Here is a 12,879-nt window from a genome sequence, read left to right as displayed (position 1 = left end):
AGACACCTATGTCATTAAGTCACGACATTCTCGCCGAGCTGGCGGAAATCAAACCCGGTTCCCCTCTGGCAGAGGCGCGCGCCACGCGGGACGCCGCCACGCGCCACGCCCAGGGCAGCTACGAAATCTTATTTACCCAGCAGGATAGCGATTTTGCGCTGGACGAGCGCTTCGCCGTCGCGGCAAAAGTTGCCAGGTGGCACAACGCGGAGGCGCTGGCCGCGCACTATGCGGGGTTTGGCCTGGCAGACCCGACCTCAGACCGTCTGACCCCGGCGCTCAATTTCGCGCGTCTGCTGACCTTCTCGCCCGTTGAAGCCACGCCGACATCGTTAAGGGCGCTGACCCAGGCGGGTTGGAGCAAGGAAGGCATCGTGACGCTGGCGCAGCTTATCGCCTTTGTCAGCTTCCAGAGCCGACTGATTGCCGGGCTGCGGCTGCTGAACGACAGGCCCGTCGCCAAAAGCGATGCGCCGGTGGCGGCTGGCGTCTGGCACACGACCGCCACCACGGCCACCGGGAAGGCGGCTCCCGTCGCCTTCACCCAGCAGGAGCTGGGCTGGGAGCCGTGGATCGCCGCCAAACCGCTGGCGGATTTTCGTGATGACGAGGTTGCGATCCTGGCGAAGTTTGGCCACACCGATTCCGACTATTTCCGCCTGCTGGGGCGCAACCTGCCGGTGCTTGAACAGCGCACGCTAACGGATAGGGGGATTTTTTATACGCCGGGGGGGTTGCCGCGCGCCGAGCGCGAGCTGGCGGCAACGGTCGCCAGTAAAATCAACGGCTGCATTTACTGCGCATCTGTCCATGCGCGGAAAGCCAGCCAGCTGTCTAAGGATGACGCGGCGGTAGAGGCCCTGCTGGCCGTGCGTCCGGGACAGTCCCTGAGCGAGGGGCAGTCTGCGCGCTGGCAGGCGGAGATTAATTTTGCGGCAGCGCTGTCGGTTACCCCGCCGGCCGCCACGCCGCTGCACCTTGCCGCGCTGGAAAAAGAGGGGCTGGACACCTTAGCCCAGCTTGATCTGGTGCAGTCCGCGGCGTTCTTCGCCTGGGCCAACCGCCTGATGCTGACCCTGGGCGAGCCCTGGCTTGCCTGACTTCAATCAGGCTAGCGCACGCGCGTTAGCCTGAGCCTGCCTGGCACGCAGGTAACCGTAGATCAGTAATGCACTCATGGCCGAGAACGAGAGTAACGCCGCAGGCAGCGTGACGTAGCGCCAGCTAAAGCCGAGGGTAATCATCATCCCGCCAAAGTACGCCCCGATCGCACTGCCGAGATTAAACGCCATCTGCCCTCCGGCCGCCCCCAGCATCTCGCCGCCCTTCGCATTTTGCAGAAGCAAAATTTGCAGCGGCGCAGAGAGCGCGAACAGCCCGGCACAGCAGATAAAGCCCATCACCAGCGAGGCCGTTTTCAGTTCACCGCAGGCAAAAAGCAGCAGCAGCGAGGCGACAATCACCATGTCGGTAGTCGCCGCAATGCGCAGCGGGCTAAAGCGTCCCGAGAGCTTGCCGCTCAACAGATTGCCCAACACCATGCCAAGGCCCATCAGCATCATGATGATCGTCATCATGCCTTCGGAGAAGCCAGAAACGTTGACCATAAACGGTTTGACGAAGCTGAACCACGCGAATACACCGGCGTTACCAAACATGGTGGCGGCAAAAATCAGCCAGGGCTCCGGTTTCTTCAGGAACTGGAACTGCTCGGTCAGTTTAATTTCTGATTTGTCATGAATGTCCGGCACCCAGATCAGCACCGAGAGGATCACCAGCGCATCGAACAGGGCTATCAGGAAAAAGGTATAACGCCAGCTGAACTGGTGCCCCAGCCAGGTGCCGAGCGGCACACCCACCAGGTTGGCGACGGTCATTCCGGCGATCATCCCGGCCACCGCGACCGTCACCTTCCCCGGCGGCGCAATTTTAGACAGAATAATCGCCCCGACGCCGAAAATCGCGCCGTGCGGAAAACCGGAAATCAGCCGCCCCAGCGCCAGCCAGAAATATGACGTAGAAAACGTAAACAGGGCGTTGCCAACAGCGCACATCGCCACCAGAAACAGCAGCGTGGTTTTTAACGAGAACTTGCCTGAGAAGAGCGCCACAATCGGGGCACCAATCACCACGCCGAAGGCATAAAACGAGATCATATTCCCGGCGGAGGGAATCGAAATACCGGTGTCATGCGCCAGCTCGGTTAACACGCCCATGATGCCAAATTCAGCCATGCCCAGGCCAAATGTGCCAAGCGCCAACGAAAATATTGTCTTTTTCATACCTCAACCACGGGTTAATCACTCGCAGCGGGCATTATTGAATAATCTTGTATGGTGAGCCAGTTCAAATCAGATGGCTGACAGGTTAATCCATTAATTCAGGTGGATTACACTTCATAGTGCGGCCTCGCTTTTTCCGCACCGGACAACCTGAGGATGACAATCATGGGAAGCAAAAAGAAAACCCCTGTCGCTGTTGATGTCGTATCGAATGCACCGCTTAAGACCAAAGAGTATGAAAAAGAGCTCCGCCGCCTGCACGTCGAACTGGTTAAGCTCCAGCAGTGGGTCGTCGCCAAAGGGTTAAAAGTATGTATTGTTTTTGAAGGACGTGATGGCGCCGGCAAAGGCGGCACCATTAAAGCGATCACCGAGCGCGTCAGCCCGCGCGTGTTTCGCGTTGTTGCGCTCCCTGCCCCAACGGAAAAAGAAAAAAGCCAGCTTTACTTCCAGCGCTATGTGCCCCATCTGCCTTCGGCGGGCGAAATCGTGATCTTCGATCGCAGCTGGTATAACCGCGCGGGCGTGGAACGGGTGATGGGGTTCTGCACGGAAGAACAGGCAGAGAAATTTTTGGACGGCGCGCCGGTTATGGAAAAAGCGATGGTCGATGCCGGGATTATCCTGCTGAAGTACTGGCTGGAGGTGACGCCGAAAGAGCAGGAGCGCCGCCTGCGCGACCGTATTAACGATGGGCGTAAGATCTGGAAGCTGTCGCCGATGGATATTAAGTCTTTTAACCTGTGGGATGAGTATACCCTTGCGCGCGACGCCATGTTTGAAGCCACCGATACCGCCTGGGCGCCGTGGTTTGTGGCGCGTTCAGAGGATAAAAAACGCGTGCGCCTGAATATTATTTCGCATCTGCTTTCGCAGATCCCGTATAAAGAAATTCACGTCGACAAGGTGGATTTACCGAAGCGCAAAATCGGCAAAGTCAAACCCACAAAATATCCGTTCCGGTATGTGGAAGAGCGGTTCTGATTTGAAGAGTAGGCCCGCGCAAGCGCAGCGCCGCCGGGCAAAGCCGACGGCGCAGGTCTTACTTCATCCCTTCCGTACTTTCCTGTTTCGCTTCCAGCCGTTCCACGTCACGATACCAGCGCGGGTGGTGTTTCTGCGCCCAGCGGCGGCTCACCTTCCCTTCAATCATGCCTTTAATCGATCCTTTCACCCAGAACGCCATATACATATGGATCAGGATGGCGTGAATCAGGATGATGGCCGACGTCGCGTGGATCAGCAGCGCGTATCGCACCACCTGAATCGGGAAATAATGCGCAAAATACGGACGCCAGATCATCACGCCGGTCACCAGCAGCACAAAAATCATGCTCATGATGGTCCAGAACATCATCTTCTGCCCGGCGTTGTATTTCCCCACCTTCGCGACTTTGTGCTCGTTACCTTTCAGGACTTCAACGATCCCTTTCACCCACGGGATATCCTGCTTGTCGGGAATATTGTGATGGACGAAGCGCACGAACATAAACATCAGCACCACGAAAATCAGCACGCCGAAGAACGGGTGCAGAATGCGCCCCATCTGCGGCGTACCGAAGGTTTCGGTCAGCCACTGCAGCGTCGGGAAGAAGAACGAAATTCCCGATACCGCCACCAGGAAGAAGCAGATCACCACCGTCCAGTGACAGGCGCGATCGACAAATTTGGTGCGCACTATCATTTTCGACTTACTCATGATGCTCCTCCTCGTCGTCATCCACCTCTTTGTTTGGCCCGATGCCGATGTAGTGATAAATCAGCCCGGCAAAGGTAGCGATAAAGCCCGCCGCGGAGAGCGGCTTGAGCGCCCCTTTCCACAGGTTGATGGAAGTATCGATCGCCGGATCCTTCGGCAGGTTGTGGTACAGCTCCGGCTGGTCGCTATGATGCAGCACATACATCACGTGCGTGCCGCCCACGCCTTGCGGGTTGTAAACGCCCGCTTTGTCGTAGCCCCGCGCTTTGAGCTTATCGACGCGTTCCTGCGCCACGTCCAGCATCTCTTTTTTGGTGCCGAAGTGAATGGCGCCGGTTGGACAGGTCTTCACGCAGGCAGGCTCCTGCCCGACACTGACGCGGTCCACGCACAGGGTGCATTTGTATACCCGGTTATCCTCTTTATTGAGGCGCGGGATATTAAACGGGCAGCCCGCGATGCAGTACCCGCAGCCGATGCAGTTGTCCTGCTGGAAATCGACGATCCCGTTGGCATACTGAATAATTGCCCCGGCAGACGGGCACGCCTTCAGGCAGCCCGGATCTTCACAGTGCATGCAGCCGTCTTTGCGGATCAGCCACTCCAGCTTGCCGTTCTGGTCGGTTTCGCTAAAGCGCATCACCGTCCAGGATTTGGCGCTCAGATCCGCCGGATTGTCGTACACCCCAACGCAGTGCCCTACCTCGTCGCGAATATCGTTCCACTCCGAACAGGCCACCTGACAGGCCTTACAGCCCACGCAGGAGGAGACGTCGATAAGCTTGGCGACCTCTGCCTTGTAGTCCCGCGCGCGGGGCGCGGGCGTTATCGGGTTGGTCGCGGAGCGTTTAATAATGTCTTGTGTTTCCATCGCCATTTAATCGCTCCTTACGCTTTCTCGATGTTGACCAGAAACGCTTTATACTCCGGCGTTTGCGAGTTGGAATCGCCGACGTTTGGCGTCAGGGTATTGGCGATGTAGCCTTTCTGCGCCACCCCTTCAAAGCCCCAGTGCAGCGGGATACCGACGGTTTCCACCTGCTGGCCGTGCACGTTCAGCGACTGCAGGCGGCGGGTGACCACCGCCACCGCGCGGATAAAGCCGCGCTTGCTGCTCACCTTCACGCGGTCGCCGTTGGCGATGCCTTTGGCTTTCGCCAGCGTTTCGCTTATCTCCACAAACTGTTCCGGCTGCGCGATTGCGTTAAGCCGCGCGTGCTTGGTCCAGGTGTGGAAATGCTCGGTCAGGCGGTAGGTCGTCCCTACGTACGGGAACTTGTCCTTTTTGCCCAGGCGCAGCACGTCGTCTTCGTAGATCCGCACCACCGGGCTGGAGACCACGTTCGGGTGCAGCGGGTTGGTGCCGAGCGGCGTTTCCATCGGCTCGTAGTGTTCCGGGAACGGCCCTTCCGCCAGCTTGTTGAGGGCGAACAGGCGCCCCAGCCCTTCCGGCTGCATGATAAACGGCCCGGTGTTGCTGCCCGGCGCGGCGGTGCTGTAGTCCGGGATGTCGTTCCCCGTCCATTTCGCCCCGTTCCACTGGATCAGCATGCGCTTCGGATCCCACGGCTTGCCGTTCACGTCGGCGGACGCACGGTTGTACAGCACGCGACGGTTCAGCGGCCATGCCCAAGCCCAGCCCAGCGTGTTGCCCAGGCCTGACGGGTCAGCGTTGTCGCGGTTGGCCATCTGGTTACCCTGCTCCGTCCAGCTGCCGGTGTAGATCCAGCAGGACGATGCCGTGGTACCGTCGTCACGCAGCAGCGCGAAGCTGTTCAGCAGCTGGCCTTTCTTCGCCACCAGATTGCCGTTTGCGTCGTAGAGATCCGCCAGCGCCACGCCGTTGTTCTCTTTCGCGACCTCTTCGGATTCAGGACGATCCGGCTGCTTGTAGTGCCAGCTCATCTTCAGCAGCGGCTCAGCGCCTTTGCCGCCTTCAGTGCGGTACATTTCGCGCAGGCGGTGGTAAATCCCGGCCAGGATTTCGCCGTCGTTTCGCGCTTCGCCCGGGGCGTCCTGGCCTTTCCAGTGCCACTGCAGCCAGCGGCCGGAGTTGGCAATAGAGCCGTCCTCTTCCGCAAAGCAGGTGGACGGCAGGCGGAACACTTCGGTCTGAATCGAGGCCGGATCGACATCGTTCGATTCCCCGTGGTTCTGCCAGAAGGTGGAGGTCTCGGTCACCAGCGGATCGATAACCACCATGTACTTCAGCTTGCTCAGGCTGCGAACGACTTTGTTTTTGTCCGGGAAGGAGGCCACCGGGTTGAAGCCCTGGCAGATATACCCCGTGACGTCGCCCTTATCCATCATGTTGAAATACTTGATGACGTCATAAGCCTGATCCCACTTCGGCAGCCACTCAAAGCCCCAGTCGTTCTCTTTCTGCGCCGCATCGCCGTAGAAGGATTTCATCAGGCTGACGTAGAACTTCGGATAGTTGCTCCAGTAGTTCACCTGATCCGGCAGCGTCGCTTTTGGCGTATTGGCCTCAAGATATGCTTGCAGATCGGCCTGCTTTTCAGACGGCAGCGTCAGGTAGCCCGGCAGGCTGGTGGAGAGCAGACCGAGATCGGTCAGGCCCTGAATGTTTGAGTGGCCGCGCAGCGCGTTCACGCCGCCCCCCGCCATGCCCATGTTGCCGAGCAGCAGCTGGATCATCGCCATGGTACGGATGTTCTGCGCGCCCACGGTGTGCTGCGTCCAGCCCAGCGCGTACAGGAACGTGGTGGTTCTGTCGGCGGCGCTGGTGGAAGCCAGCACTTCACACACCTTCAGGAAGTCCGCTTTCGGCGTGCCGCAGATGTTCTCCACGACGTCCGGCGTATAGCGGGAGACGTGCTGCTTCAGCAGGTTCCACACGCAGCGCGGATGCGTGAGCGTTTCATCGCGCATCGCATAGCCGTTTTCATCGAACTGATAGTTCCAGGACGTTTTATCGTACTGGCGTTTTTCGGCGTCATAGCCGCTAAACAGCCCGTCTTCGAAGGCAAAATCATCCCGCACCAGCAGGTTCGCGTTGGTGTAGTGCTTAACGTATTCCGCGTTAATTTTGTTGTTTTCGATCAGGTACAGCAGCACGCCGGACAGGAACGTAATGTCCGTACCGGAGCGGATCGGCGCATAGATATCGGCCACCGATGCCGTACGCGTAAAGCGCGGATCGACGACGATAAGCGTCGCATCGTTGTTGTTTTTCGCTTCCATCGCCCAGCGGAACCCCACCGGATGGGCTTCAGCGGCGTTACCGCCCATCACCACCACGACGTTCGCGTTTTTGATATCAACCCAGTGGTTGGTCATCGCACCGCGACCAAATGTTGGAGCAAGACTTGCTACCGTTGGTCCGTGTCAGACGCGCGCCTGGTTGTCTACCGCCAGCATGCCGAGCGAGCGCACAAATTTTTGCGTCAGCATGCCGGTTTCATTACTGGCCGCCGAGGCGCATAGCATGCCGGTGGAAAGCCAGCGGTTGACCGTCACGCCCTGCGCATTCTTTTCAATAAAGTTGGCGTCGCGGTCGGCTTTCATCAATTTCGCAATACGGGAGAAGGCCTCATCCCAGGAGATACGCTGCCATTTGTCGGAGCCCGGCGCGCGGTATTCGGGGTAGCGCAGGCGGTTTTCGCTGTGGACGTAGTCCAGCAGCCCCGCCCCTTTCGGGCATAACGCCCCGCGACTCACCGGATGATCCGGATCCCCTTCAATGTGATAAATCGCTTCTCTGGCGTTCTTCGCGCCATCGCCCAGGCTATACATTAAAAGCCCACAACCCACGGAGCAGTATGTGCAGGTGTTACGGATCTCTTTGGCGCGCAGCAGTTTATAGTTGCGCGCCTGAGCCAGCGCCATTTTGGGAGCAAATCCCAGCATTGCGGCTGTTGTTCCGGCCATACCGCCCGCGCAGATTTTAAAAAATTGTCTGCGGCTGACGTCCATTGCTGTCCTCGTTATCTGAAAAGACTTCGCGCCGCAAACTAACAGCAAAGCCCCTGATTTTTTTGCGTCAAATCAAGGTCATCAGCCTTCCCCCCCTTAATAGTCACCTCCGCAACGTTTCATTACCCCTTTTTGATTAACGGCTTAAGAGAATAATTCACGACAGCGACAGGCGTAATGCGCTACATTTTTCCTTTAATTTTTATTGTGATGGCGAGTAATGGACAGAAAGAGAGCAACGCTTATTGGGCTGGCGGCAATACTGTTATGGAGCACCATGGTCGGCCTTATTCGCAGCGTGAGTGAGGGATTAGGGCCTGTTGGCGGTGCCGCGATGATTTACACCCTCAGCGGATTACTGTGTCTGGTGACGGTAGGATTTCCTGATATCCGACGGTTTTCTCCCCGCTATCTTATTGCCGGCAGCGTTTTATTTGTCAGCTACGAAATATGTCTGGCGCTGTCGCTGGGCTATGCCGCCACGCGCGCTCAGGCGATTGAAGTCGGTATGGTCAATTACCTTTGGCCGAGCCTGACGATCGTATTTGCGATTTTGTTCAACGGGCAAAAGTCTACCCTGTGGGTGATCCCCGGCTTGCTCATTTCGCTGCTGGGCGTGTGCTGGGTATTGGGCGGCGAAGAAGGATTACACCTTGAGGAAATAACCCGGAATGTCGTTTCCAGCCCTCTGAGCTATGCGCTGGCGTTTGCCGGGGCCTTTATCTGGGCCGCCTATTGCACCGTCACCAGCAAATTTGCGAAAGGGCAAAACGGCATCACCCTGTTTGTTTTGCTGACCGCGCTGAGTCTGTGGGTGAAATATGCCCTGAGCGATCAGCCCGACATGGTGTTCACGCTTCCGGTAGTCGTGAAGCTGGTTATGTGCGGTATCGCGCTTGGGTTTGGTTACGCCGCATGGAATATTGGCATCCTGCACGGTAACGTCACGGTTCTGGCTGCCGTATCCTATTTTACCCCCGTGCTTTCTGCCGCGCTTGCCGCCGCGGTGCTAAGCTCCCCCCTATCATTCTCGTTCTGGCAAGGCGCGCTGATGGTCTGCGCCGGGTCGTTGCTCTGCTGGTACGCCACACGAAAATAACGCTGCTCGACTGGCCGGGGGAATTTCAACCCGGCAACATAATTAACATAAATTTAAAATGTGATCAGACATCAGAATATTTATCATGATAATAGAGTATCTGTTTAAGTTCGGTTTATATTGAACGCCTTCTGTAAAGCCACCTGAAGCGAGTTGACACAAACTGACACCCCAATGAAATTAGTGAGTAATGAATATTAACGCTCAGGATAGCATGGCGTGCAATAATTCAGCTCTGACAGCTTTATGATAATATGCGGAATAGACGCTGAAAAATTAAAACAACCCATTGTTTTTAAAGAAAAGCAGCAATACCACCCTCATTAAACCCTCGGAATTAGCGAAATTTAACGCAATAAATCAAAACCATCAGAAATTATAGTAAAAGCAATAATCCCACTGACTAAATAACTATTAATCGTATAAATTCCGACCATGTTGTTTGAATGATCGCCATCTCACACGATCGAGATCACACTAATTGAAATTATCTCTAATATTTTGAAACTTATTATTGAAATAAGACTACGAGATTTTTAAGAATAGCATGCCATTGACGAACAGCCTCGTTTAGAAATCGTTCAAAGTGGTTCAGGAAATACCGAAAAAAATTATAAGGAACATTTAAGATGAAACTTAAATTAGTTGCAGTGGCAGTCACTTCCATGCTGGCAGCAGGCGTTGTTAACGCTGCCGAAATTTACAACAAAGACGGTAACAAGCTGGATCTGTACGGTAAAGTGACAGGTCTGCACTATTTCTCTGATGATGCTGGCGCAGATGGCGATAAAACCTACATGCGTATCGGCTTCAAGGGTGAAACCCAGGTTAACGATCAGCTGTCCGGTTACGGCCAGTGGGAATACCAGATTCAGGGCAACAAAGACGAAGGCGACAACCAGTCCTGGACTCGTGTGGCGTTTGCAGGTCTGAAGTTCGCGGAAGCAGGTTCATTCGATTATGGTCGTAACTACGGCGTGATTTACGACGTGACCTCCTGGACTGACGTTCTGCCAGAATTCGGCGGTGACACCTATGGTGCCGACAACTTCCTGCAGTCTCGTGCTAACGGCGTGGCAACCTACCGTAATCAGGACTTCTTTGGTCTGGTTGACGGCCTGAACTTTGCTCTGCAGTATCAGGGTAAAAACGGCAGCGTAAGTGGTGAAAACACCAGCGGTCGCAGCCTGCTGAACCAGAACGGTGACGGCTATGGCGCATCCCTGACTTACGATCTGGGCGAAGGCTTCAGCGTAGGTGGTGCAATGTCCTCCTCCCGTCGTACCGCTGACCAGAATGCGGCTGGCGTATACGGTGAAGGCGACCGCGCAGAAGTATACAGCGGTGGTGTGAAATACGACGCGAACAACATTTACCTCGCGGCGCAATACTCTCAGACCTACAATGCAACCCGTTTCGGTACCTCTAACAACAAGCGTACCGACATTTACGGCTTTGCAAATAAGGCGCAAAACTTCGAAGTTGTGGCCCAGTATCAGTTCGACTTTGGCCTGCGTCCGTCTATCGCTTACCTGCAGTCTAAAGGCAAAGACATCGAAAACTTCGGCGACCAGGATCTGGTGAAATACATCGATGTTGGCACGGCCTATTATTTTAACAAAAACATGTCCACCTACGTGGATTACAAAATCAACCTGCTCGATGACAACAAGTTCACTCGCCAGGCAGGCATCGGTACCGACAACATCGTAGCGCTGGGTCTGACCTACCAGTTCTAAATCTTGTCTCTCCAAAAGCCAGCTGAACAGCTGGCTTTTTTATCGCCCTCTTTTACCCGCCAGACGACTCCCCGCCCGCTGCCCGTCGCAGCCAGTTTTGCAGCAGCTTGCCGTCCTCGGTCATCTCTGAATCTGAGCGCACGCAGAGGTAATAGTCGCGTCCGTCATCAATCGGTAGGTCAAAGATCTTCACCAGCTCACCGCTCTCAAGATACGGCGCAATCAGCGGCTCCCGCATCAGCGCACACCCCAGACCCGCCTGTACGCCCGCCAGCGTCAGCAGACCGTCCTCAAACATTGGACCGCTTCGGCGAACGGGACGCTTCACCCCCTGCTGTACAAACCACTGCGCCCACGTAGTGCGCTCCTCATCGTGCAGCAGCGGCATCTGCAGCAGTTGCTCAGGCGTGTCGATATGGCCGTGAATGCGCAAAAACGCGCGGCTGCACACCGGCACCATCTGTCCGGAAATCAGCTTTTCACTCTGATAGCCCGCCCACTGACCGTTGCCAAAACGAATCGACATATCCGACGCGTCGCTCAGATAGTTACGATGGTTGGCATACACCACGTTGATCTCGGTTTGGGGATTGGCGCGCATAAACGCAGGCAAGCGCGGGATAAACCACCCCATACCAAAAAGCGGGATCAGGCTGATGGTGACCTGACGCGTTTGCGCCTGCTCCGCCAGGTGCTCCGTCGCCTGGCGCAGCACGTTAAACGCCGCACGGATCGAGCGGTAGTATTCACGCCCGTGCTGGCTCAGCACCAGCCTGCGCCCCTGACGCTCCGTCAGCGGCATTTGCAGGTACCCTTCAAGCACCCTGAGCTGATGGCTGACGGCCGACGGAGAAATGTCCAGCTCCTGCGCGGCCAGCGTGACGCTGCCCAGCCGGGCGATGGCCTCAAAGGCACGCACAGCCCGAAGCGGCGGATCGTTTGCAAGGCGACTTTCTGCATACGCAGGCAGGCCAACCAATTGTTCTGTTTTATTCATATGTTGATTTCTTTAGGCTTTTCACCAAAAAAAAGGCCTTCATTATATTTATATAAATCATAAAGATAGAACAATATCTATTTATCATAAGAAATAATAGATGCGTATTTTACAATTTTATTCATTTATTGGATGGTAGCCGCAGAACGAGCACTTTGCGGGTACAGACGTTGGATACACTCATACAACAACTTATCAACGGTGTGATGCTGGGAAGCATCTACGCGCTGATCGCGCTGGGCTATACCATGGTGTATGGCATTTTGCGCATTATTAACTTTGCTCACGGCGATATTCTGATGGTCGGCGCGCTCACCACGCTCTCCGCCATTAACGCCCTGAATACCACCTTCCCGCATATGCCGCAGCTGTTGCAGCTCGGCGTTGCCCTGATGATTGCCATGGCCGTCTGCGCCCTGCTGGCGATGGCCGTGGAACGCTTTGCCTACCGTCGACTGCGCAACGCGCCGCGCCTCGCGCCGCTGATCTCGGGTATCGGCGTTTCGGTCCTGCTGCAAACCGTGGCGATGATTATCTGGACGCGCAACCCGCTGATGTTCCCGCAGATCCTGCCGATGGACCCTATCGCCGTCACGTCCGGCAGCGAAGCGCATCCTCCTGCCATCGTCACCGTCACCGGTATCGTCACCGTTGTCCTGGCGCTGGCGGTGATGACCGGGCTCTGGCTGCTGGTGGAATATACCCGTCTGGGGCGCGGCATGCGCGCCGTGGCGGAAAACCCGCGCGTGGCCACGCTGATGGGGGTTAACCCAAACGCCATTATTACCCTGACGTTTGCCATTGGCGGCGTATTTGCCGCGCTGGCAGGCGTGATGATGGCCAGCAACTACGGTAACGCCAGCTTCTCGATGGGCTTTTTACCCGGGATCAAGGCCTTTACCGCCGCCGTGCTGGGGGGCATTGGTAACATTCGTGGCGCCATGATTGGCGGCATCCTGCTCGGCATTATCGAAGCGCTGGGCGCAGGCTACCTGGGTGAACTGACCCACGGCGTATTTGGCAGCAACTATCAGGATGTCTTTGCCTTTATGGTGCTGATCCTGGTGCTGGTCTTCCGTCCGGCTGGCCTGCTGGGCGAGCGCGTGGCGAACAGGGCGTAAGGAATA

General features: G+C 56.3%; 10 protein-coding genes. 5 read left to right on the top strand and 5 right to left on the bottom strand.

The window, feature by feature from the left end; genetic code table 11:
* Positions 1-8 precede the first annotated feature (8 nt).
* Entirely contained in the window at positions 9-1,100 is a 1,092-nt protein-coding gene (locus tag AA74_RS0103105) for an alkylhydroperoxidase domain protein (protein WP_025910985.1), read from the top strand.
* 6 nt (positions 1,101-1,106) lie between these two features.
* Here the strand turns inward: AA74_RS0103105 and araJ are convergent, their stop codons facing one another.
* Positions 1,107-2,282, bottom strand: coding sequence for an MFS transporter AraJ (gene araJ / locus AA74_RS0103100; protein ID WP_023292340.1), 1,176 nt, complete (start codon positions 2,280-2,282; stop codon positions 1,107-1,109).
* Positions 2,283-2,447: 165 nt separating this feature from the next.
* Between araJ and ppk2 the strand changes: the two genes are divergently transcribed.
* Positions 2,448-3,266, top strand: coding sequence for a polyphosphate kinase 2 (ppk2, locus tag AA74_RS0103095; RefSeq protein ID WP_008501727.1), 819 nt, complete (start codon positions 2,448-2,450; stop codon positions 3,264-3,266).
* A 58-nt stretch (positions 3,267-3,324) separates the two neighbouring features.
* Here ppk2 and fdnI read toward each other — a convergent pair whose 3' ends face one another.
* From fdnI to fdnG, 3 genes are read right to left on the bottom strand one after another with little or no spacing between them, the layout of a single operon-like run.
* Positions 3,325-3,981, bottom strand: a complete 657-nt coding sequence (fdnI, locus tag AA74_RS0103090) for a formate dehydrogenase-N subunit gamma (protein WP_025910984.1) — start codon at positions 3,979-3,981, stop codon at positions 3,325-3,327.
* Positions 3,974-4,858, bottom strand: coding sequence for a formate dehydrogenase subunit beta (gene fdxH / locus AA74_RS0103085; RefSeq protein WP_023292337.1), 885 nt, complete (start codon positions 4,856-4,858; stop codon positions 3,974-3,976). Before fdxH ends, fdnI begins: the two co-directional genes overlap by 8 nt.
* An 11-nt stretch (positions 4,859-4,869) precedes the next feature.
* Complete coding sequence (gene fdnG / locus AA74_RS0103080; protein ID WP_154827327.1) at positions 4,870-7,917, bottom strand: formate dehydrogenase-N subunit alpha; 3,048 nt, start codon at positions 7,915-7,917, stop codon at positions 4,870-4,872.
* A gap of 220 nt (positions 7,918-8,137) precedes the next feature.
* On the opposite strand from fdnG, the gene yddG reads away from it, so the two are divergent.
* Together yddG and AA74_RS0103065 are read left to right on the top strand one after the other, a co-directional pair.
* Positions 8,138-9,016: an aromatic amino acid DMT transporter YddG gene (gene yddG / locus AA74_RS0103070; RefSeq protein WP_025910980.1), complete on the top strand. Its 879-nt coding sequence runs from the start codon at positions 8,138-8,140 to the stop codon at positions 9,014-9,016.
* Between the two features lie 629 nt (positions 9,017-9,645).
* Positions 9,646-10,755, top strand: coding sequence for a porin OmpC (locus AA74_RS0103065; protein ID WP_025910978.1), 1,110 nt, complete (start codon positions 9,646-9,648; stop codon positions 10,753-10,755).
* Positions 10,756-10,807: 52 nt separating this feature from the next.
* On the opposite strand, the gene AA74_RS0103060 is transcribed toward AA74_RS0103065, so the two are convergent.
* Entirely contained in the window at positions 10,808-11,752 is a 945-nt protein-coding gene (locus AA74_RS0103060) for a LysR substrate-binding domain-containing protein (protein WP_008501734.1), read from the bottom strand.
* Between the two features lie 170 nt (positions 11,753-11,922).
* Between AA74_RS0103060 and AA74_RS0103055 the strand changes: the two genes are divergently transcribed.
* Complete coding sequence (locus tag AA74_RS0103055) at positions 11,923-12,873, top strand: branched-chain amino acid ABC transporter permease (protein WP_025910974.1); 951 nt, start codon at positions 11,923-11,925, stop codon at positions 12,871-12,873.
* Positions 12,874-12,879: the final 6 nt, after the last annotated feature.

The sequence above is a fragment of the Enterobacter sp. 5-4 genome (genome assembly GCF_000612205.1).
GTDB classification, from domain to species: Bacteria; Pseudomonadota; Gammaproteobacteria; order Enterobacterales; family Enterobacteriaceae; genus Enterobacter; species Enterobacter roggenkampii.
Note: the sequence above shows the minus strand (reverse complement) of the source record. Positions and strands in the feature narration are given on the sequence as shown.